Here is a 22,344-nt window from a genome sequence, read left to right on the forward strand (position 1 = left end):
TAGTGACTGTGCAGCAATACTCCTGCTGAATGCAAACCTGTTAGGTCTGCACCTCTCCTTCTCCCATCCAGACTATACTGTCGGTTCTGGAATTACACCAGATCAGCCATCTGCCACAGGCAGACAGGTCACGGACTTTGCATCAAGTGCTGGACTTGTGTCCTTACACTTCCTGCATCACCGCCGGTAGGGAATTGCACCCTGCCCTGAAGGATTGCTTTCGTTATTAATTGGATGTTAGCACTTTAATGCCAAAAAATCAATTGTTTTTTGTTCCTTTTTGTCACATACTAACTTTTAATAAGCTAAGAAACAACAAAAAACCGCTTCCTCCAAGGAGGTACGGTTTTTGCTTGGAGGCATTTCACATCCAACCATCCATCGCATCATTCTACATATCAGGAAAACACCAGCTCGCCATATGCTTTAATTCTTTGGCATTATGAAATGGAATGCGATCAGGTTCTTGCAGGGACGAAGTGGGAAGCGGAAACTCTCTTGCCACTCTTCTGACCCAACTTGTCGAATCAATAGCAATAGCAGAGCATTTCCAGCGACCATTCGCTCTCGGTCGAAACGTCCCATGTAAATCTGCTTTTGCCGGCATCTCTGGAAAGACACCATCCAGATACTCTACGATGACACGCTTGTCTCTGACTTCATGACAGTATACCGTCACCCACACACCTTCCCGAACACGAACAGCATACACATCTCCAGACTGTACCTCCCCGGTACCTGCATCAGGAGATGCCTTTGGCACTTTCCCGCGGACACTTCTCTTTTTCTCCAATGCACCTAAGATTGTGTCCTTTACTGCTGGACTCTCTTCAGGCTTATCCGCAAGAGATATATTACTCAGATCAAAATCATGGAATATCTTGTTCAGGTTGCTCTCATTGATTCCGACAGATGAGTCCCACCACGCCAGAGGCGCCTGCACTTCAACCCGCACATTTGGACGCTCGTCACGCTGTATGTAAGTCGTAAATTGGGTTATCATTCCGGGATGTTCCGGCGTATCCAGTATGCCAATCAGAGCTAACGTCTCAAGCAAGTCACGGTAGGCATATTCTTTTTGGGTAGGCAAAAGACGTTCCTTCTTGAGCGCTAGCGCTGCCTTGCTGTAGCGTGTTTTGGGAGGTAATTTGCGCAACACCGTTAACACCGCACGAAATGTCCAGCGGTCGTAATCATTTGGTATTGGAAGCTCCTGCGCTGTAGACAGCTCTCGAAGTGCCAGTACTTGTCCAAAGGGATCTCCGTCCAACGGGGTTCCATTAGTCATGCGCCAATACCATTGCAGCGTCGTGTCGGTTGCTTGGTCTACGCTTAATCCACAGATTTTACAAGTGCTTGAAGATGGATACGGCGTGTGTTCATGCTCTGGCATACTGCTTGCAATAAGCTTGCCCGTAAGAAGCGAGCGCCAGATCATGGACGCTGACCACAAAGAAGAGACAAAGGCCTGCGCTGCATCCTCTATCGTCCATTGATTCGCAAGTTCTTTCAGCTCAGTGATCGTTTCATCATGTTGCGGACGTACAAATCGATTCGGTTCATGCACCGCTGCCTCAAGAGCTTCTCGATCCTGTGCGGAAACACTATCTGGAACGACATGTCGCGATGCCTGCTGGTCTTCGTCCCACAACGTGCGCTCACTATAAATTTGTTTTAACAAGCTTAGCTGGGTAACCATATCCAAGGTTCATTCATCCTTTCCAATCATTGATTTCGAATATGTTGCATGTTAAAAATAAAAAAAGTGCTTCTATAAAAGAAGCACTTCATGTTTGGATCCAGTTAAGGTGAAGGTATTAAGCTTCTACAACTTCAACAGTTTCCATTTTGTCTTTACCTTCTAAAGCGTCCACGAACTCCATACCTTTAGTTACTTTACCAAATACAGTATGTTGTCCATCCAAATGTGGTTGCGGTTGGTAGCAGATGTAGAACTGGCTTCCACCTGTGTTACGGCCAGCATGTGCCATAGCAAGTGTTCCGCGCTCATGTTTGTTCGGGTTGATTTCACAGTTGATTGTGTAACCTGGGCCACCTGCACCGGAACCGTTAGGGCATCCGCCTTGAGCTACAAAGCCCGGAATAACGCGGTGGAATGTAAGACCATTGTAGAAACCGGAGTTAGCCAGTTTCTCAAAGTTTGCTACTGTGTTTGGAGCTTCTTGATCAAACAAATCAATCAGAACTTCTCCGCCGTTTGCCAATTTAATTTTCGCTTGTTTCGCCATATGTAAATGACTCCTTTCGTATTGACCATCGTTAATGGTGCCAGAACGCATGACCCTGGGCCAAGCATTACAGCACTTTTCTTAGTGTACACCGAAAATGTCTGGATCGCAAAAAAAACGGCAACTTTTTTCATAATTTAGTCCGAACACACAAAAAGCAGACGAAAAAGGAAGGTCCCTTTTCATCTGCTTAAACTGTGAAATCCATATATCTTGAATCATGCAGAAACGCATTATCTTTGACGAATTAGCTTAGCGAGTTACTGGCTGTTTGCCAATGCGCGCTGGTACCAGGTCATTCTGGATGATATCTTGATACGTCTCACGGCGTACTACGACATCTCCTTGACCGTCTTTGACAAACACAACAGCCGGACGACGAATCCGGTTGTAGTTACTTGCCATGGAGTAGTTATACGCGCCTGTGCAAGCTACAGCGAGCAGATCACCACTTTCCACTTTTGGCAAGTCCAGATCCCAGATCAGCATATCGCCACTCTCGCAGCATTTACCGGCAACAGAGACTGTTTCCTGAGCAGCCTCATTCGCACGGTTGGCAAGCACAGCTTCATACTTGGATTCATACAAAGCAGGACGTGGGTTATCGGTCATACCACCATCAACGGCAACATATTTACGCACACCTGGAATGTCTTTGCTTGTTCCAACGGTATACAGCGTTGTTCCCGCTTCACCCACGATGCTACGGCCTGGTTCAACCCAGATTTCAGGTACGGCATAGCCGATTTGAGCAAAATGATTTTTAACTGCATCTGTAATAGCCTTCACGTATTGCGCAACTTCAAGCGGCGTATCTCCGTCGATATAACGGATTCCGAATCCACCACCAAGGTTAACCACTTTGAAAGCAACATTAAGACGCTCATATACGCTTGCTGCAAATTCAGCAACACGTTGAACAGCCATCTGGAAACCTTCAACTTCGAAGATCTGGGAGCCGATGTGGGAATGCACACCGAGCAATACCAGGTTAGACTGTTTGGAAGCCAGTTCAATCGCTTCAAATGCTGTACCATTGCCGATATCGAATCCAAATTTGGAATCCGTCTGACCAGTGGAGATATATTCATGCGTATGTGCCTCAACCCCAGGCGTCACACGAAGCAAAATGTTTACTTTACGATTTTTGTCCTCTGCTACAGCCTGCAACAGATGCAATTCATTGAAGTTATCAACAACAAAGCATCCGATCTCTGCATCAAGAGCCATTTCGATCTCTTCCAGCGTTTTGTTGTTACCGTGGAAATGAATGCGCTCAGCCGGGAATCCTGCTTGCAGTGCAGTAAACAGTTCACCGTCAGATACAACATCCAGGGAAAGTCCTTCTTCTGCTGCAAGGGCACACATCGCCATTACACAGAATGCTTTACTTGCGTAAGCAACCTGGAAGCCCAGTCCGGAAGCACGGAATGCTTCCATGTACTCTCTGCAACGCTCGCGAACCAATTGCTCGTCCACAACGTACAGGGGAGTTCCAAATTGTTCTTTCAGATCCGTTGCATCGACTCCGCCAATCTCCAGATGTCCTTGCGCATTTATTTTACTTGTACCATGTAAATACATAATCTGCATTCCTCACTTTTTATATACTGGAACAATTGCTATTCCAATGATTTTACACCAGTATATCAAATTAGGCAGCGAGATGAATGGATTTTTCGGAAGATCATTTGTGTTTTTTACTTTTTCGCAGTTCTCCGTCCGGATCATCGGACATTTTGGTGTTGTCACGTGTCTTATTAAATGATGGACGTTTTTTATTTTCCAGCAACGGAAGCCGGAATAAAAAGTTGCCCAAGGCCTTTGCATTAAACGGTATAAAAGGCCAGAGATATGAAGAATTGTACGACCGGTGAACGGTAAGCGCCAATATGAGCAATGTACAGCCCACGACCAATCCCGGAACCTTGAATATCGCTACGGCAATGAGCAGAACTAACCTGACCAGCCTGTTGGCGAGACCCAGCTCGTAACTTGGCGTGGCAAACATGCCGATGGCTGCGATGGCCATATAGAGTACAACTTCATTGACAAAATATCCCGTTTTCACCGCGATATCCCCCACTAGAATGGCCGCGATCAAGCCCATGGCCGATGCCAGAGGTGTAGGCGTATGAACTGCTGCCATTCGTAATAAATCGACGCCAAGTTCGATTAGGAGAAACTGTAGAATTAACGGCAGCTTTACATTTTCCTGCGGACCTATGAAGTCGAGTCCCATCGGTTTGATCGAAGGATCAATAACCATGAGCAGCCATAACGGTAGCAAAAACAACGAGATAAGAATCCCTGCAAAACGCACCCATCGTAAATACGTTCCCATCAAGGCTGTCTGTCTGTTCTCCTCCGCATGCTCGCACAGATCGAAGAAGGTCGTAGGCAGAATCATCACACTGGGGGAAGTGTCTACAAAAATGACGACTCGTCCTTCCAGCAAATGAGAAGCTGTAACATCTGGTCGTTCTGAATAACGAACGAGTGGGAACGGATTCCATCCCTTATTGATAATCGCTTCCTCCAACTGCTTGTCGGCGGCGGGAATACCATCGATATCCACTCGCTGAATTTTTTCCCGGACTGAATCCACCTGCACTTTATCCACAATATCATCAATGTACACCACGCAGACGTCCGTTTGTGTTCTCCGCCCCACCTGCATGATTTCAAACTTCAGTCCAGGGTCGCGTATTCTGCGACGTACTAATGTTACGTTGGTTAGGAGCGTCTCGGTAAAGCCATCTCTGGAACCCCGAACTACCCTTTCTAATGAAGGTTCTTCCGGTGAACGAACCGGGTAACTTCGTGTATCCATAATTAGGACCGAGCGATCCCCTTCAACGAACATTGCGCTCATACCGGTAAGAACCTTGTTGATGACAGCACTCATCTTGTCAACTTTTTCTACCTGAATATGGGGAATATAACATTCAAAATAGGATTTGAGTGCGTGTCCGGACACGTCATCCGGAGTGAGATATGTCAGTCTTTTTAACACTTCAAGCAAAATCTCATCCTTCGCAAAACCGGTAATCATCAGCAATCCAACGTGTTTGCCACCCAGAACCATTTCCCTCATATTAACGTCGAAGGATTCACCAAGTCCCAGCACCTGTTGTAGCGTATATCTATTTTCACTCATGCGTGGGGAGATATCATCGTTTTCCTGCCAATATTGCACCGATTCCTCAATGCTGTCGGACATCTCATTTTGTTTTTTCTTATTGTACGCCTTCTCCTCTTCTTCCTTCTGAATCTCATAAGCAGACTTGTGTAACATCTCTTCCGTTATACCTTCACTATTTTCCTGGCCTGTGTGCTCTGTTCGTTCATCCATCTTCCATCCTCCTATGGCCACGAGTTACCGCTGATATATAAAAAAATCAAACAGGGAACCTGTCATTTTGCCCAAAATCATAGCAAGCAGTAATCCAAACAAATAAGGTTTCATGCCTAATCGTTTGGCTAGCACGGGCAGTACATTAAGTACCTCGGTGAGTGCTGCGGCGAGCAGACCGATGAACACACCACAGAACAATCCAACGATCGGGCTGAGCAGCAGCACCCCATGCATTTTCCAGTGCCAGAAATCCGCCACAGTCCCTAGCAGTGAACCACCTATTAGCGCCCCTTCGTACCAGTGAGTCTTGTCATACGATTGCGTAAGTTGAGCCAACCTGGGAATCATATCGAGCACCAGAATGAGTGCAATTACGCCGCTTCCTACGGCAATCCCCCCTGCAACACCCAATACAATGCTGATTGCTCCATTAAGAACGCTCATCCGCATTCATCTCCCTGCGTTCCTGCTCGTGCATCCGTTCGCTTTCTTCAATCACCACATATTTATCTACATTTTGCTGGTATAGGAACATCTCCACTTCCAGCGGAGTAGGCTCCTCATTCCATTTCTTCTTGAACAAATGGTTGAAAAATACCGCCATACCGAATCCAATGCCGATAGAATACGCCACTTGGAACAGATAAGGATGTTCGTCCCGATGCCCAGTGAGCATCTCCACAATTCGAATCTGTACTTCCTGCATGTTCACATCGGCATGAAAATTCATGATCGTTAAGGCCGACCCGAAGAACAGCAGCAGCCAAACCAATATAAACAGCGACTTGGAAGGTTGACCATTTCCCGCAATGACTTCAACAAGCGTATGGCCTGATCCAATCAGTTCCACGCTTACCTCAGGCAAGATATGCCGAATTCGGGGAATAATCTGCAATATATCAATGAGGATCAGATTGCCATCCTCTGGTCCAGGGTGCAGCAGTTCAAGCTCCAGCAGCCTGTCCTCCTGGTCTTCGGAAGAGGTCAGCACATGTGCAATGTCTCCAAGCTTGACTGCTCTGCCCCTCTGGATGCGAATTCGGCTGCGCAGACGAACGTAGACCATTGGAGTGGGTGTCTGGGACATCCATAGCACTCCTTTACTGCGTAATTTAGGTTAGTATTTGAAGAATGTGCAAATTTATTACAAACGGGTTGGAAAAAGATCGGGAGGTGGGTGGGGGCGCTGCGGGATGGATCGGTCATTGGTCGCTGTTATCCCCGGATTTCTTGAACTCTCCTTTTCAGGGAGGAAATCCGGGGATAAAGGCGAACGCTTCGCTCCTTTTGACCGATTCCATCCCTCCGCTACCCATCGCCCTCCCGTTTCCAAACATTTGAAATATATGCTGGGGGAGGGGGCAGGGAGGGAATTGAAAGATGAGCTTTTTGGGGTTATTTTGCTCAAAATTCTATGACGTTGGAGTTTGTCTTCTGCATGCGTCTTAGAATACAACTCTGTAGAAATTTGGTGACAAAGGCGCGCGCTTCACTTCTTCAGGTCTAATCTGCCGCCTGCGTTGCTTATGTATCCTTAGATGAGCCCTCACGCTTCGCTCCTTTTGACCGATTCCATCCCTCCGCTACCCATCGTCCTCCCGTTTCCAAACGTTTGAAAGAAATATGCTGGGGAGAGGCAGGAAGGGAATTGAAAGATGAGCTTTTTGGGGTTATTTTGCTCAAAATTCAATGACTCTTGAAGTTGTCTTCTGGAGCCGTCTTAGAATATAACTGTGTAGAAAATTGGAGACAATGGTGCACGCTTCGCTTCTTCAGGTCTAATCTGCAGCCTGCGTTGCTTGTGTATCCTTAGTTGAACCATCACGTTTCGCTCCTTTTGACCGACTTGAGGCGCAACCGAGCCCGGAGCATTTTGTTACATATCAAAAAAGTCGCCGTATGGGCGACTCTTGGGATTGGTAGATAGGCTCACGAATCAATCATGAATAATAACTCAGTAATTCTGTTCTTTTTCTCTTTTGTTCAATTCCCTTCTAAATCGTAGAGGGGTTGCATTCATTGTTTTACGGAATTGGTTGATGTAATAACTCGTGCTGTTAAAACCGACCTCATAGGCGATTTCAGTAATGCTGAGCTTGGAAATTTGCAATAGTTCAATGCTTCTTTGAATGCGGTACTCGATCACATATTGCATGGGTGTAGTTTTCAGAATTTGCTTGAAATAACGGCATGTCTCCGATCGACTTAACTGTCCGGCCTTTGCAATATCTTCCAGCTTAATTGGATCGGCATAGTTGAGATTAATCCATTGCAACATGTCTTTCATTCGGTTGTTTCTGCTCATCTCTGATGGATCATGTTCCAGGGAATATCCGTTCATAATCAGCAGTTTCCACATATTCAGCACCGAAGAAGCAACATTCACTTCGTAAAAAGGAACTTGTTGCACTAGCTCCTTTCTAATCCGTGCAATAGCATTCAGGATCTGTTCTCCCCAAGCGTTAGCTCTTTCGATATACAGAAAAGGCAAATTAGTTGCTGTTACATATGGATGTACGTACTTTATATACAAATCCGAAGGCATGATAACATGTGGGGACAAATTCAGGCATAAATAAATGCAGTTCTCGCTCACACCATGATCTTCGGCCATATGCATTATTCCACTGTTGATAAAAATCCCGTCACCTTTGGACAAAATCATCTTTTGATCGTTGATATGGAACAACGCCGTGCCCTGAAGAACGGCAACGAACTGCAATTCATCATGCCAGTGGAGAGGAATATGTCCGTGAACATTCTGAACAATGGTTGTCTCATAACAGGCTATAGATAATGTATCGGTACGGTGTTGCGTCATTTCTTTCAAATGTTGATCAATGATAAATTCGATTTTCCGCATGGCCCTCATCTCAATATAGTTATATTTTTAAGTGTAATATTGATATTAATGTACCGCATTTCTCCTTAATATAACACTATTCTTATATTTAAGGTGAGGCGAACAAGAATGACAACTTCTGCAAAATCCAAAATTTCAGGCATCGTACTCGTTCTGACGGGAGCCATCTGCTGGGGCATTGGGGGGACGGTATCTCAAAAACTGTTTCAACTGGATGGAATTGAGGTCAATTGGTATGTCACTGTACGATTGTTGATTGCTGGGTTACTATTACTGGTTATTCAATCGTTTACAAAAGGACGATTTCAGATTTTTGATGTGTGGAGAAATAAAAAAACGGCTGGACAGCTAATCATTTTCGGATTGGTGGGCATGCTTGCCGTCCAGTATACGTACATGGCATCCATTAAACACGGCAATTCAGCGGTAGCTACACTCCTGCAATACCTGTCCCCTGTCATGATCATGATTTACATCGCACTCCGTAAGCAGTCTGTCCTTACACGCAATGACCTTGCATGCGCCGTTCTGGCTCTCGGTGGGTGTTTTCTCCTACTGACGAACGGCTCACTCACGCAGTTATCTGTCTCCTGGCTCGCAGTGATGTGGGGCATATTATCCGGGGTTTCAGCTGCGTTTTATACGCTGTATGCCGTGCAACTGATTAAAAAGTTCGATTCACTTGTTGTGGTCGGCTGGGCTATGATCATCGCTGGTTTGGGAATGAGTTTTATTCACCCGCCCTGGAAAATGAATTTTGCTAGCATCACGCTCGAAACCTACGGTTATTTGATATTTACAATCCTTTTTGGAACCATGATTGCTTTTTGGTTTTATATTGCGAGTCTCAAAAGTCTTACACCCAAGGAAACTAGCCTGCTCGGGAGCGCAGAGCCCCTAGCTGCTGTCGGAACAACCGTTATATGGCTCCATGAACCTTTTGGCTTCTATCAATGGATTGGTATGGCATGTATTCTTGGCATGATGCTGGTCATGCAGTCCAATCGTTCGGGATCTCCCCGTACTAACAACAAATAACCTCCCTCGCCGTAATGCGCGATAGAAGGTTGTTAGTTGTCGTATATTGGTGTATAAACGCCAATACTGTTGTTGCAATCCCGAATCACTGCGCGATCTGGTCGCGAATGGATTGCAGTATTTTTTTCTCCAGACGTGATACCTGCACCTGAGATATACCCAGCCTGCTCGCAACCTCGGACTGCGTCTGATCCCGGTAATACCGCAGATAGACGATTAACCGCTCCCGTTCGCTGAGACCACCGATGGCTTCGTTTAACGCCAGTTTGTCAAACCAACGTTCCTGAGACTCGTCGGCAATCTGGTCCATTAACGTAATGGGATCTCCGTCATTCTCGAATACCGTCTCATGGATGGAGGTCGGTGGTTTGTTCGCTTCCTGGGCAAATACGACTTCCTCCGGGGTCACCCCCAGCTCTGCCGCTACTTCCTTGATCGTTGGCAGACGATCCAGATGTTTGGACAGTTCGTCCCTTTTTTTGCGGACTTTATTCGCCATCTCTTTCAGTGAACGACTGACCTTCAGGGTACCGTCATCCCGCAGGAATCGCTGGATTTCTCCGATGATCATCGGCACCGCGTAGGTCGAGAACTTCACGTCATAACTGAGATCGAATTTGTCCACTGACTTGAGCAGGCCGATACAACCAATCTGGAACAGATCTTCCGGGTCATATCCCCTGTTCATAAAACGCTGTACGACGGACCAGACGAGTCTGATGTTGCAGTTCACCAGCGTATCCCGTGAGACATGGTCACCCGACTGACTGAGCGCAATCAGCCGTTTGACCTCGGCATCGTCCAAATAGGTCTGTGAAGATGGTTTCACTTCAGCATCCATAAGAACACCAACCCCTAATTATACAATGCTTTCTTGGATTCAATCCTTTTCTTCATCTTGATGGAGGTGCCTCTGCCGGGCTCACTGCTGACTTCGAATTCATCCATGAAGTTTTCCATAATGGTGAAGCCCATGCCCGACCGCTCAAGTTCGGGTTTGGACGTATATAGCGGCTGTTTGGCCAGTTCAAGATCTTCGATTCCTTCACCGCGGTCTTCCACAATAATGGTAATCATGTCTTCCCGAATCTCGGCCTGGATGGACACAACACCTTCGGAGTTATTGTTGTATCCGTGGATGATGCTGTTGGTTACGGCTTCGGAAATGACCGTCTTCAGGTCACTGAGCTCGTCCATCGTTGGATCAAGCTGGGAGATAAACGCAGCAACGGTTACCCGTGCAAACGACTCATTCTCTGACTTGGCCGCGAATTGCAGATTCATGAAATTTGTCCCTGTTCCTTCATTCATGAGACGACCTCCAGACCTGAGAGAGCAGTTCCCTCATTTTCGTATATCGGCATAATCTTGAACAAACCCGACATTTCCAGCAAACGGTACACTGGCGAATTGACGTCACAGACCACCATCTTGCCGCCTTTATTCTTAATGAGCTTGTATCTTCCCAAAATGACACCCAGACCCGAACTGTCCATAAATTGCAGATCTTTCAGGCTGAGTACGAGATGCTCGCTTTGTCTCCGCTGAATGGCTTCATCCATCTGCATCCGTACCATGTCAGCTGTATGGTGATCCAGCTCCCCGGATAATCGTACAATCAGAATCCCGCGATGGTGTTCCATTTCCACATGCAAGTTCACGTTTGCTCACTCTCCTCCCTGTCTTGAACAAGGATTTCTACGCTTCCGAAGGCTTTTCCTGCCCCCCGACAAAACTAGAAGAAAACCCCTATTTAACTACAAAATATGTTCGAAGAATGCGTGCATCTCGCAGAAATCGCCGTTTAGTCAAACAGGTTGGACGTCGTCCGCTTGAATAGCTTCCACCAGCCAGCCTTATTCACATCCTGCGGAGCCTGAATGTCGAACTCCTTAATCACTTCGTTGCCCTGGTAGACCACGAGTTTACCTATACTTTGCCCGGCTTTGATGGGAGCTTTCAATTCTTTGGCAACCAGCAATTCATGCCGGATGTCGTTGGATTTGGCTCCTTTGCGCATCAGCACACTATAATTTTGCGTGGCATTTAGAGGCAATTCGGCAACTTCACCTTTTTCGATCTTCAGACTGCCCAGCAGATCCCCTGCCTTGTAGAGCGCCTTCATCGTATATTGGCTAAACGCATAGTCAAACATCGAAGATACCTCACTGTTCCGTGTTTTGGTATTTGGTTCACCAAGTACCACGGAAACGACACGCAATCCATCTTTGGACGCCGTTGCAGACAAGCAGAATTTCGCTTCGGAAGTGTAACCTGTTTTCAAACCGTCTGCCCCTTGATAAAAACGAACCAGCTTGTTGGTGTTAACCAGCCAGAATGGCTTTTCCGTATCTTTGCGAAGGTAATCCTGATATGCACCGGTGTACTTCGTAATCCCGGAATGTTTCAACAGTTCACGGCTCATGACGGCAATATCATGGGCGGAAGAATAATGATTATCGACCGGCAGACCGTTACAGTTGGCAAAATGAGTATCCTTCATGCCAAGCTCCTTCGCACGCTCATTCATCAGCTGTACAAAGGCTTCTTCCGAGCCAGCGATCTTCTCAGCCATAGCTACCGAGGCATCATTGCCCGAAGCCATCGCGATCCCTTTTAACATATCATCAACTGTCATTTCTTCCCCAGGCTCCAGGAAGATCTGCGAACCGCCCATCGAAGCTGCATATTCGCTCGCTCTTACTTTGTCCGTCAGCTTCAGCTTGCCTGAGTCGATCGCTTCGATCGTAAGCAGCATGGTCATAATTTTTGTAATGCTCGCCGGAGGCAGCTGATCATGACTGTTTTTCTCATAAATGACCGTTCCCGTGTCTGCATCCATTAAGATCGCAGAGCGCGCCGACGGGGCCAGATCAGTTCCTTCCGCTGCCTTCGGTGTTTCTTCAGCTAATGCCGTTGATGCCAAAAGGGACAGCAGGATACAAAGGGTCATGAACGATGCCATTATTCTTTTCTTCACAAGTTTACCTCCTCAAATGACTTGCTTACTGCATGTTCCATGCATGTACTGCTAATCATTGTCGGCCCGTTTCCAGTAAATTATTCCATGTAAAGCATGATTTCCCGAACTTTTATTGAAAATGTGGTCAAAGCTAAAAAATGCACTGCACTCAACGAATGAGTAACCGTACGTTTAACACAACAAAAAAAAAGGTTACCTCCCGATGATTTCTCATACGGAAAGGTAACCTTCTCTACTCATATCTAGCTTACATTTGCGGAATAACAGCCAATACCAGCGCTAGGAAAGACTCACGAACACGTTCCGTCGTTTCCATTACCTCATCATGTGACAGCGGCTGGTCCAAAATTCCGGCAGCCATGTTGCTGATACAGGAAATACCGAGCACTTCCAGACCTGCATGGCGTGCCACGATCACTTCAGATACAGTGGACATGCCCACTGCGTCTGCGCCCAATGTACGCAGCATTTTGATCTCTGCCGGTGTCTCGTAGTTCGGACCAAGCATACCTGCATATACCCCTTCACGTACGTTAAAACCTTGTGATGCAGCCGTATCCTTCGCCAGCGCGCGCAAACGACGGCTGTAGGCTTCCGACAGATCCGGGAAACGTACGCCCAGTGCAGCGTCATTTGGTCCGATCAGTGGATTTTTGCCTGTAAGATTCAAGTGATCCGAGATCAACATCAAGTCTCCAGCTTCATACGACGTATTCACGCCACCTGCAGCATTCGTTACAAGCAGGCTACTTACACCCAGTTCCTTCATAACACGTACCGGGAAGGCTGTCAGTTCCGGACCATATCCTTCATACATGTGGAAGCGGCCTTTCATCATCACCACTGGACGACCTTTGATGGTTCCGACCAATAGTTCACCTTCATGTCCTTCTACTGTGGACACTGGAAAATACGGAATATCCTGATAAGCGATACTTACGCCATCTTCAATCAGTTCTGCCAGTACGCCAAGACCCGAACCCAAAATCAAACCGACTTCTGGCTTGATGGAGCTTTTGCTTTGAATATAAGATGCTGCTTCCGAAATCATTTGTTGGTTTAGTGCTGTCATGCGATGTATGTTCCTCCTTGAGTTGAAACGATCCGTCTTATGTATAACGGCGTTTAGATGTATTCAATTTATTTTATCCTAAATCGTCCCAATGTTCCGCATTTATTTGTGAATGCCCTGCGTCAAAATCTATCTTGCCCTCGGATGATGGGTTTCATAGATTTCTTTCATGGTTTTGCGACCATGATTGCCATATTGTTGTCCAGGCTGCTCCACATGACCCAACATGTCTTGAACCGCACGTGTATCCGCCCCATTGGCAATCAGGTGTGCCGCAAACGAATGACGCAGCGTATGCGGCGTAATTTCTTCCGAAATCCCTGCATCCACCGCCGCTTTTTTGAGCAGCTTCCAGAAGCCTTGCCGGGTTAAACGTCTGCCAGACACATTCACGAACAGTGCGTGCTCGTCCGAATCGGTTTTGAGCAACTGATTGCGGAATTCCTCCACATACACACTTGCCCAATGTGCAGCTGGTGCACCGATGGGCAGAATGCGTTCCTTGCCTGCCCCACCGCATCGTATAAAGCGCATGCCAGGCTGTACATCCCGAATGTCGAGCGCAATCAGTTCAGAGACCCGAATACCTGTAGCATACAATAGCTCAAGCATCGCTCGATCTCTCACACCCTGCGGCAAACGAATATCAGGCGCTGTCAGCAGTTGTTCGATCTCAGGGATGGTTAACACCTGTGGAGGCGTCTTATCCGCCTTGGGAGCTTCCACATCGAACGTAGGGTCCTGTATAATATCACCCCGGCGCATCAAAAAATGAAAGTAGGAGCGCAGAGATACGATGCTGCGGGCAATCGTTGCATTGGCACGTCCTGCCTGTTTGAGTTGACCTGCAAACAGGACGACATGCGTACGTCTGACCTGATCGGCTTCGCGTATGCCATATTCCTTATCTGCAAATTCAATGAACTTGTCCACGTCTCGGAGATACGATTCAAGTGTGCTGCTAGACATCCCTTTATCATCTTCCAAGTATAAGGCATAGGCGTGTATCGTCTGTTTCATGTACAACGCTCCTCAACTGACAGATCTGCCGCTCCGGCAGACTGCTCCCGTATTTGCATCCCTGGCTGTTCGAAGCTACTCCCCGTACCAATAGAACAGACGGAGACGCTCCGCCATCGTAGGACGTCCTTCTCCATTACCTGGCCAATCCGTTTCCTGAAATACTTTGATCGCATTTCCAGTCGGCATCTGATACTGATCCACAGGTGAGATCCAACCATTGAACAGGTCCAGAACATGATAGAACAGATAAACTAATGCAGCAAAAAATATAATAAATCGAATAAAACGGAGCCCTCTCCGCACTGATATAATCATGGGCGTGTCCCCCTCCTGATTCGAATCCGGTATTGTCCTTGAATCAGGGTATGTCCATAAACTCAGGTTTATGCCATTCGGGGTAAACTCCAGATCACTCCGGTGCCAAAAAAGCTCTCCCGTCAAAACCGCCGGTGAGAGCTTGAAGATATGCTATGTTATTCTTCATCTTTGGGTTTCTGTTCATTTTTAGCTTTGCAACGATAACAAATTCCATGAAAGTCCAGTCGGTGATCTACTACCGAAAAGTTAAATTCCTGCTCCAAACGCTCTTCAAGCGGTCCAAGCCAGTCTTCACGTATTTCATCCATACTTCCGCATTGAACACAGATTAAGTGATGATGGTGATGCTTGGATGTATCTCCGCGCAGATCATAACGCGCTACACCGTCGCCGAAGTTGATTTTCTCTACAACATGCAGCTCACTCAGCAGTTCGAGGGTACGGTACACGGTTGCCAGACCGATTTCGGGAGCCTTTTCTTTAACGAGCATGAATACGTCTTCTGCGCTCAGATGATCTTCTTCATTCTCAAGAAGTACTCTTACGGTGGCTTCCCGCTGGGGCGTTAATTTATATCCTTGGGACTGTAGTTGCTGCTTAATTTTATCGATCCGTGCTTCCATTTTCTCCCTCCCCCTAGGAAATCACTGCACACTGCAACTTAACCCACTCTTTTCATTATAGGGGGAGTGCGTAATTAAAGTCAACATTTTACACTATACGATGCACGTTAGGCTGGTAGTAGCATTGGTGTGACCCAGCGCATCATCGCAGGTGTAACCCATGTTTCAAAAGACGCCACGCCGAGCAGCAGTGCAGCCATGACCAAAGTTAATACTATATATGAAGCAAACGGCCTTTGTCGACCCGGTGTTCGCTGCATCAAAACACGATTACGAATGATGTATAACGAGAACGTCATGGCCGCCACACTGCAGATCAGCAGAATCGGAATGACGAACAAATTATGCGGTGCCACGGACACCAGTGCAAACAGCAGACCTTTCCAGGAATACTGCCCAACAAGGTACCCCACTGTGAATCCAATGAGCACACCTTTCAGAAAATCCAGAACCAGTATACCGGGCAATCCGACGACGGATAAACCCAAAATAAAGATCAGACCTACCCATTTCAGATGAAGCATGGCAATGTCCCAATATGCTCCCGTCTCAGTCACTTGTGCGCTGTGCTGCACGGTCATGAAGAAATTGCCGAGATAACCCTCCAGATCCTGACGTTGCTCAAGAGACAGTGCATTGACCATGAGTGCGCCAAAAATGACGCCGACCAGAAACAAGACAGCCACGAATACATATAACGAAGTCTGACCTTTAAATGTAAAGTAAGAAGAGCGCATACAAGTACGAGTCCCCTTTCCGGTATCATGCTGCAAGGATTCTCAAATCCATCCTCATAGTCATTCTTATGAACCGAAACGCACCTGTATGACTTCTTGTCCAGATTGGCTCTACGTGAAGTGAAGCTATATGAGTGGAACCTTGGAGTATTACGGGTCACTACGATGACAGAACAACCTTTCGATCGCTGTTATGTGTAAATGTTTAGTTCAATTTATCTAATCTGAAGATTTCACCTGAACAGCAACTTTACCGTACGTGCCGCCACCTCCGGAGGACAGCTCCAGTTGTCCGTTCCGTGCGGCCACGATTAGGCCTGCCAGCACAGGTCCTACAACCGCAGCAAGTTCTCCCTCACGGGTGCGATGAAGTACGTTCATTTCCGTACCAAAATGGTCCAGTAGCTGGCGCAGTTTGGCTTTGCCAAGTCCCGGAATGAACTCCAGTGGCACCTGATAATGATAGGCTGGTCTGTTTGCAGACACCTGAGGATTCTCCCGATCAGAGATTGCCAGAATGCGGTCCAGCACCCCCTGAACCAGCTTCAGACTACCACAGTGCGGACAACGCTCTGCTGACATCGCTTGCTCATCCATAATGCTGCCACATGCTGCACAGTAAGTACGGTGGTACTTGCCCAGCCTTGGATTCAGTCCATAATTGGCAGCAATTTTCCTGCCGGCTTCTCCTTGAAGTGCCATACTTAATTCATCAAAAGAAGGTGCCGAAACGTGCAGTTCGTTATACTCCCGTCCAATCTTACCGAGAGAGTGGGCATCCGAATTGGTCAGGAACGGAACATGATCCAATTCCTGAATATAACTCGCCATCGATGAATCAGAGCTTAAGCCCAGCTCCACAGCATCCACAAGACGGGTATCCAGTACATCGCCCATACGGGGCGCCGTACTGCCATAGATGCCTTTATGCGGTGTAAATACATGTGCAGGCACAATAAGTCCACCACGGGCCTTAATCTCGGCCTGCATCTCAAGAGCGGGCACGTATACCCGCTGTGAACTGAGGTTTACATTTTTCATATAACGTTTCATCCAGTCCGTGAAGGACTTCATCGTTTTCAGATCACGGAAGTACGCCAGCATATGAAATTCACGCATTCCAGGCTCTCTGAGCTCAATCTCTGTACCCAGCAAAATGGTGGTGTCCTGGTAGGCAATGCCGCCTCCCTCAATCTCGGACATCGTACCACTCTCCAGCAACTGCTCAATATCCATCTGTACAGTTGGAGAATGACAATCAATAACACCAAGCAAATGAATTCCTTTGCGATCCGATGCTTCCCGAGCAATATTCTCAAATGTCAGATCCCGACTGCCACTGATTTTAACGGCCTCGCCGCGAGACGTACGTCCGATGTGAATATGCAGGTCTGTATAGCAGGGTTCCCACAAGGTGGACGTTGCCAATTGATCTTGCATTCTTAGAACCGTCCTGTCGTTCTGTAAAGGTCCCACGCATACACGGCCATCATCGTTTTGGCATCGCTAATCCGGTTCTCGTCCATGAGCGCATAGGCTTCCTCCAGAGTTATTTCGGCAACTTCAAGGAATTCATCTTCGTCCAGCGCCATGTCTCCTGCTTCAAGCTCTTCTGCAATGTAGAGATGAATAATTTCATCTGCGAACCCTGGTGAAGTATAGAACGAACGTAAATGACGTAGCGACTTGGCCACATATCCTGTCTCTTCTCGCAGTTCACGTGCTGCTGCAACCTCCGGTTCTTCACCCGGATCCAGTTTACCCGCAGGAATCTCCACTTCGGTGCGTCCCATTGCCTGACGATACTGATCCACAACAAGCATGCGATCTCCATTCAGAGCAAGTACAGCTACAGCGCCAGGGTGCCGAATAATCTCACGTGTAGCCGTCTGACCGTTCGGTAGCTTAACCGTATCGACCTGAAGTGAGATCACTTTGCCCTCGAAGATTGGCTTGGTGGATACGGTCACTTCATCCAGCTTTGAATTGGCAGGTTGCGCCGCGTGGATGGATTGGGCAGATTGGTTTGGTTTCATTCGTTCTTCAACTCCATATCGTTGGATTATATATTCGGTTAATGTATAAATCTCTGATTTTGGGCATATGGTGAGCGTATAGAACTCTCACAGCAAATATAAACGAATCAGGGGGACTTTTGATGAACAGTTATATGACGCCTCAATCCTTACACGTGGTAGGACAAGCCCGGCAAGTACAGCTCATACTCAAACAATGGTTGCGCGAGTGGGGCCCGGATGCCAAGTTAATCGATCTGCTCGCTGGACGTAAATAAACATATTGAAACATGATTTTGCTTCCTTTTGACCCTAAATTAACGAGTCTTCTCCCTTGAAATATAACATGAATTCGCAAAAAGTCCGAATCCGATACAGACCGGGTTCGGACTTTTGTCTAACAACATGTGAGGTAACATGCGCTCTATATTATTTCTTGTCAGCTGCCGTTTCCTGAATAATAGCTACGACTACCTGAGACAACTTCACAATGTCTTCGGCACGAATGCGTTCTTTGGTCGTATGAATATCCTCATACCCTACCGCCAAGTTCACTGTTGGAATGTCGAATCCGTTAAAGATATTGGCATCACTGCCACCACCGGAAGCAAACGTACTGGTCTCCAGCCCAATACTGCGTATGGCACGCTGTGCAAGCTGTACAACTTCGTGTTCATCATGGAAGCCAAATGCAGGGTAGAGGATCTCACTTCTGAATTCAGCCGTTGCACCGTATTTGCGACATGTCGTTTCCAGCGCGTCACGCATCTGTGCAACCTGCAATTCAACTTTCTCCTGCACAATACTGCGGGCTTCCGCTTCAAGCTGTACAAAGTCACATACCACGTTGAGTGGTGATCCACCCTGGAATTTGCCGATATTCGCTGTAGTCTCATCATCAATTCTGCCCAGTGTCATCGCCGCAATCGCTTTGGCTGCTACCTGAATGGCGCTGATCCCGTCTTCCGGGTTCACGCCCGCATGTGCGGACTTACCATAGATGCTCATTTGAATTTCAGCTCTGGCTGGTGCAGCTACACAGATCGTGCCTACAGCTCCATTAGAGTCAAGCGCATAACCGAACTCGGCATCGATATCCTTCGGATTCATCGCACGTGCGCCCACCAGGCCAGACTCTTCGCCGACTGTAATAACCAATTGAATTTTGCCATGCGGAATGTTATTTTCCTGAATCACACGAATCGCTTCGAACAATGCCGCAATCCCTGCTTTATCATCTGCTCCCAGGATCGTTGTTCCATCACTGCGAATCCAGCCATCTTCACCCAGTTCAGGCTTGATTCCCTGTCCCGGCGTTACGGTGTCCATATGACATGTGAAAAAGATCGGTGCAACTCCATCTGTTCCTTCGGCTTCCCAGGTAATAACGAGGTTTCCGGCGCCATGTCCGGTTTGCTCCATCGTGTCGTCCTCATAGACATGAAGACCAAGCTCTGTAAACTGTTCTTTTAACACCTTCGAGATGTTCTGTTCATTTTTCGTTTCACTATCAATCTGCACCAGTTCCATAAACTGATCGATAACACGTTGTTGTTTAATCATAGGACTTTCCTCCCTCTCGTGGATACGGTACAATACAATTACTATGGCTTGTTTACTTTATGTTGAAAGGAGTTCTCTCATCATGCAAAAAAAGAAATGGTTCAAAATCATCATCTATCTCATGCTGATCGCCATGATCGGGTCCACCCTTTTCATCGCTCTCGAACCGTTGCTGTTCGGATAGCAACATAAAGCCTTTCGACGAACTGTTTACAGACGTTGAAGGGCTTCTTTTTCCGTGACCCAATTAATCTCATATGGAAAAATACGATTAAAGTACGGAACAATCTCCTGCGCTACCTGCTCCACCGCATAGGACTTGCCTGTTATATCCTCCAGTGAGGTAACGCCATACTGCTCAATCCCACAAGGAACAATCCCCTGAAAACCTGCATGTTGAATGCCTGAGCTGATGTTAAAAGCAAAGCCGTGACTGGTCACAAAACCGCGGCGGTGTTTGCAGCGATTAAACTTGATGCCAATTGCAGCAATCTTCATATCGCCAATCCACACACCCGTGTAACCCTCTTTGCGTCCGGCTTCGATGCCTTGGTCTGCGAGATAATCCATAAGTACCTGCTCAAGTTTCCGTAAATAGCCGTGCAGATCCAGGTCTTCATCCCGACCAAGAATCAATAACGGGTAACCTACCAACTGGCCCGGGCCATGATAAGTAATATCACCGCCGCGGTCAATTTGAAACAAAGAAATCCCTTGCTCACGCAACTCTTCCGGACTGAGAAGCAGATGCTCCGGATGATTTTGTGAGCCGATCGTATACGTAGGCGGGTGTTGTAAAAGCAGCATCTGCTCCGCTCCCTCGCCCTCGTCCAATCGCTGCACAATCGCTTTCTGGCGGTTCCAAGCCTCTTCATAATCAAGCATTGGTATGTATGCAACATCCAGCGGCTTGCTCATGATTCCCCACACCCTTCTGCTTCAGGTTCAGTGTACAATTGAGCACCTGTCCGTAGACAGCAGGAAAAGTGCACGGCCTGCGGCACATACACTTCCCCGACAACTATTTACTTAATACACCTTGCTCTCCATGGTATATCCTTCAAGGTTTTCTTTGACACGTTGCAAGAAACGTCCGCTGATTACGCCATCCAGGATTCGGTGATCTAGCGACAGACACAGGTTAGCCATCGAACGAACGGCGATCATATCATTAATCACCACTGGCTTTTTGACAATCGACTCAAATGTAAGAATCGCTGCCTGTGGATAGTTAATGATTGGCTGGGACAGGATCGATCCGAATGACCCCGTGTTGTTCACCGTAAACGTACCACCTTGCATATGGTCCAGCTTCAACGTTCCTTCACGTGTTTTGCGAGCTAGTTCATCCACTTCACGGGCCAGACCTGCAATATTTCGCTGATCGGCATGTTTGATAACCGGTGTAAGTACGGAATCTTCGGTTCCTACTGCCATGGACAGGTTAATGTCCCGTTTGACGATAATTTTGTCCACTGCCCATACCGAGTTCATGATCGGGTAGTCTTTAATCGCGTTAACGACTCCCTTCATCATGAAGGACAGATACGTCAGATTGATGCCTTCCTTACGCTTGAACTCATCCTTGAGTTTATTGCGCAGCATCACGAGATTCGTTACGTCCACTTCGATCATTGTCCACGCATGCGGGATTTCCGATACGCTTTGACGCATATTCCGGGCAATGGCATTACGCACAGGGGTAACATCGATGAAATACTCCGATCTTCCCTGGCCGCCACCTTCCACTTCGATCTGTGGAATTTTCGGACTTTCGGTTAGATGAATGCCTGAATGTCTCACAGGAACACCTGCATCGGACGCTGAGATTGCTTCTCCGGCGGTTAAACCCATTTCTCCATTTCCACGATTCACTCCGCTGAATGGAGATGTAGACGGCACACCAGAAGGCGCATGCTGTACTGCTGCAGATGATGCTTGTGCAGACGATCCAGCCGCGTTACCTCCCTGTGCAACAAATGCCAGCACATCTTTGCGGGTAATACGACCACCCGCTCCAGTGCCCTGGATGCTTTGCAAGTTCAAGCCATGCTCTGCTGCCAAGGATTGCACTGCCGGGGAATACCGATTACGCATCGGCTGGTTGGGATCATGTCCTGCTGTATTTGAGGCAACAACAGGAGGATGGCTCACATGATGCTGCACTTGCTCCTGTTGTTGCGATACTTTTGTTACCTGCTCGGCCGCTTCTTCGTCGGAAGCAGCGACTTGCATGCGGCAGATTGCTTCACCAACAGCAATCGTTGTGCCCTCTTCCACCAAAAGGTCACCCATAATTCCATCCACGGTGGATGGAATCTCGGCATTGACTTTATCGGTGATTACTTCACAGATCGGCTCGTACTGTTCCACACGGTCGCCCGGTTTTTTCAACCATTTGCCTATGGTAGCCGAGACCAGCGATTCCGCCAATTGCGGCATAATGACCTCGATCCATTTCATACGTTCAGCCATTTGATTATCACTCCAAACTTTACTTTT

24 protein-coding genes and 1 riboswitch are annotated in these 22,344 nt (G+C 47.3%); of the genes, 3 read left to right on the plus strand and 21 right to left on the minus strand.

The features are described 5' to 3' along the window. Window positions 1–51 precede the first annotated feature (51 nt). Window positions 52–218, minus strand: a riboswitch (FMN riboswitch). A 173-nt stretch (window positions 219–391) separates the two neighbouring features. From MKX75_RS18760 to MKX75_RS18790, 7 genes are all read right to left on the minus strand, one after another. Beyond that, on the minus strand, window positions 392–1,699 hold the full coding sequence (locus MKX75_RS18760; protein WP_339170518.1) for a hypothetical protein: 1,308 nt from the start codon (window positions 1,697–1,699) through the stop codon (window positions 392–394). A 118-nt stretch (window positions 1,700–1,817) separates the two neighbouring features. Beyond that, a complete protein-coding gene (locus MKX75_RS18765; RefSeq protein ID WP_017687646.1) occupies window positions 1,818–2,249 on the minus strand; it encodes a peptidylprolyl isomerase in 432 nt (143 codons plus the stop codon). A 252-nt stretch (window positions 2,250–2,501) separates the two neighbouring features. Then, window positions 2,502–3,833, minus strand: coding sequence for a diaminopimelate decarboxylase (lysA, locus tag MKX75_RS18770; protein ID WP_339166379.1), 1,332 nt, complete (start codon window positions 3,831–3,833; stop codon window positions 2,502–2,504). A 103-nt stretch (window positions 3,834–3,936) separates the two neighbouring features. Continuing rightward, on the minus strand, window positions 3,937–5,604 hold the full coding sequence (locus tag MKX75_RS18775) for a spore germination protein (RefSeq protein WP_339166381.1): 1,668 nt from the start codon (window positions 5,602–5,604) through the stop codon (window positions 3,937–3,939). Window positions 5,605–5,628: 24 nt separating this feature from the next. Beyond that, window positions 5,629–6,057: a stage V sporulation protein AB gene (locus MKX75_RS18780; RefSeq protein ID WP_211083510.1), complete on the minus strand. Its 429-nt coding sequence runs from the start codon at window positions 6,055–6,057 to the stop codon at window positions 5,629–5,631. After that, entirely contained in the window at window positions 6,038–6,694 is a 657-nt protein-coding gene (locus MKX75_RS18785; RefSeq protein ID WP_076331326.1) for a stage V sporulation protein AA, read from the minus strand. Before MKX75_RS18785 ends, MKX75_RS18780 begins: the two co-directional genes overlap by 20 nt. An 867-nt stretch (window positions 6,695–7,561) precedes the next feature. Further along, window positions 7,562–8,470 (minus strand): AraC family transcriptional regulator, encoded by a 909-nt coding sequence (locus MKX75_RS18790; RefSeq protein ID WP_339166384.1) that lies wholly within the window; start codon window positions 8,468–8,470, stop codon window positions 7,562–7,564. A gap of 108 nt (window positions 8,471–8,578) precedes the next feature. On the opposite strand from MKX75_RS18790, the gene MKX75_RS18795 reads away from it, so the two are divergent. Further along, a complete protein-coding gene (locus tag MKX75_RS18795) occupies window positions 8,579–9,508 on the plus strand; it encodes an EamA family transporter (RefSeq protein WP_339166385.1) in 930 nt (309 codons plus the stop codon). Between the two features lie 85 nt (window positions 9,509–9,593). On the opposite strand, the gene sigF is transcribed toward MKX75_RS18795, so the two are convergent. From sigF to MKX75_RS18850, 11 genes are all read right to left on the minus strand, one after another. Next, the gene (gene sigF, locus MKX75_RS18800) at window positions 9,594–10,349 is read right to left on the minus strand and encodes an RNA polymerase sporulation sigma factor SigF (RefSeq protein ID WP_036607856.1); all 756 of its coding nucleotides are present in this window, start codon (window positions 10,347–10,349) and stop codon (window positions 9,594–9,596) included. Window positions 10,350–10,363: 14 nt separating this feature from the next. Continuing rightward, window positions 10,364–10,819, minus strand: a complete 456-nt coding sequence (spoIIAB, locus tag MKX75_RS18805; protein WP_036672324.1) for an anti-sigma F factor — start codon at window positions 10,817–10,819, stop codon at window positions 10,364–10,366. Next, window positions 10,816–11,169: an anti-sigma F factor antagonist gene (gene spoIIAA / locus MKX75_RS18810; protein ID WP_017687636.1), complete on the minus strand. Its 354-nt coding sequence runs from the start codon at window positions 11,167–11,169 to the stop codon at window positions 10,816–10,818. Before spoIIAA ends, spoIIAB begins: the two co-directional genes overlap by 4 nt. 143 nt (window positions 11,170–11,312) lie before the next feature. Further along, window positions 11,313–12,488: a D-alanyl-D-alanine carboxypeptidase family protein gene (locus MKX75_RS18815; RefSeq protein ID WP_339166386.1), complete on the minus strand. Its 1,176-nt coding sequence runs from the start codon at window positions 12,486–12,488 to the stop codon at window positions 11,313–11,315. Between the two features lie 250 nt (window positions 12,489–12,738). Next, window positions 12,739–13,563: a purine-nucleoside phosphorylase gene (locus tag MKX75_RS18820; RefSeq protein WP_339166388.1), complete on the minus strand. Its 825-nt coding sequence runs from the start codon at window positions 13,561–13,563 to the stop codon at window positions 12,739–12,741. A gap of 129 nt (window positions 13,564–13,692) precedes the next feature. Then, window positions 13,693–14,583 carry a tyrosine recombinase gene (locus MKX75_RS18825; RefSeq protein WP_339166389.1) on the minus strand — a complete coding sequence of 297 codons (891 nt, stop codon included), beginning with the start codon at window positions 14,581–14,583 and terminating at the stop codon, window positions 13,693–13,695. A 75-nt stretch (window positions 14,584–14,658) separates the two neighbouring features. Then, on the minus strand, window positions 14,659–14,901 hold the full coding sequence (locus tag MKX75_RS18830) for a DUF4227 family protein (protein WP_017687632.1): 243 nt from the start codon (window positions 14,899–14,901) through the stop codon (window positions 14,659–14,661). A 158-nt stretch (window positions 14,902–15,059) separates the two neighbouring features. Next, window positions 15,060–15,527 carry a Fur family transcriptional regulator gene (locus MKX75_RS18835; RefSeq protein ID WP_062835240.1) on the minus strand — a complete coding sequence of 156 codons (468 nt, stop codon included), beginning with the start codon at window positions 15,525–15,527 and terminating at the stop codon, window positions 15,060–15,062. A gap of 107 nt (window positions 15,528–15,634) precedes the next feature. Further along, window positions 15,635–16,264, minus strand: a complete 630-nt coding sequence (gene spoIIM / locus MKX75_RS18840) for a stage II sporulation protein M (RefSeq protein WP_017687629.1) — start codon at window positions 16,262–16,264, stop codon at window positions 15,635–15,637. 219 nt (window positions 16,265–16,483) lie between these two features. Further along, the gene (locus MKX75_RS18845) at window positions 16,484–17,704 is read right to left on the minus strand and encodes an endonuclease Q family protein (RefSeq protein ID WP_339166391.1); all 1,221 of its coding nucleotides are present in this window, start codon (window positions 17,702–17,704) and stop codon (window positions 16,484–16,486) included. Window positions 17,705–17,706: 2 nt separating this feature from the next. Next, window positions 17,707–18,300 carry an NUDIX hydrolase gene (locus tag MKX75_RS18850; protein WP_339166392.1) on the minus strand — a complete coding sequence of 198 codons (594 nt, stop codon included), beginning with the start codon at window positions 18,298–18,300 and terminating at the stop codon, window positions 17,707–17,709. Between the two features lie 122 nt (window positions 18,301–18,422). Here MKX75_RS18850 and MKX75_RS18855 point away from each other — a divergent pair, with 122 nt between their 5' ends. Beyond that, on the plus strand, window positions 18,423–18,557 hold the full coding sequence (locus MKX75_RS18855; protein WP_100527202.1) for a Z-ring formation inhibitor MciZ: 135 nt from the start codon (window positions 18,423–18,425) through the stop codon (window positions 18,555–18,557). Window positions 18,558–18,708: 151 nt separating this feature from the next. Here the strand turns inward: MKX75_RS18855 and MKX75_RS18860 are convergent, their stop codons facing one another. Continuing rightward, on the minus strand, window positions 18,709–19,842 hold the full coding sequence (locus MKX75_RS18860; protein WP_339166393.1) for a M20/M25/M40 family metallo-hydrolase: 1,134 nt from the start codon (window positions 19,840–19,842) through the stop codon (window positions 18,709–18,711). A gap of 82 nt (window positions 19,843–19,924) precedes the next feature. Here MKX75_RS18860 and prli42 point away from each other — a divergent pair, with 82 nt between their 5' ends. Continuing rightward, entirely contained in the window at window positions 19,925–20,026 is a 102-nt protein-coding gene (gene prli42 / locus MKX75_RS18865) for a stressosome-associated protein Prli42 (RefSeq protein WP_017687624.1), read from the plus strand. Between the two features lie 26 nt (window positions 20,027–20,052). Here prli42 and lipB read toward each other — a convergent pair whose 3' ends face one another. Together lipB and MKX75_RS18875 are read right to left on the minus strand one after the other, a co-directional pair. Beyond that, complete coding sequence (gene lipB / locus MKX75_RS18870) at window positions 20,053–20,760, minus strand: lipoyl(octanoyl) transferase LipB (protein WP_074095681.1); 708 nt, start codon at window positions 20,758–20,760, stop codon at window positions 20,053–20,055. A 111-nt stretch (window positions 20,761–20,871) separates the two neighbouring features. Then, window positions 20,872–22,317, minus strand: coding sequence for a dihydrolipoamide acetyltransferase family protein (locus MKX75_RS18875; RefSeq protein WP_339166394.1), 1,446 nt, complete (start codon window positions 22,315–22,317; stop codon window positions 20,872–20,874). Between the last annotated feature and the right edge of the window lie 27 nt (window positions 22,318–22,344).

This window comes from Paenibacillus sp. FSL R5-0341, from assembly GCF_037975235.1.
Lineage (GTDB): Bacteria > Bacillota > Bacilli > Paenibacillales > Paenibacillaceae > Paenibacillus > Paenibacillus amylolyticus_A.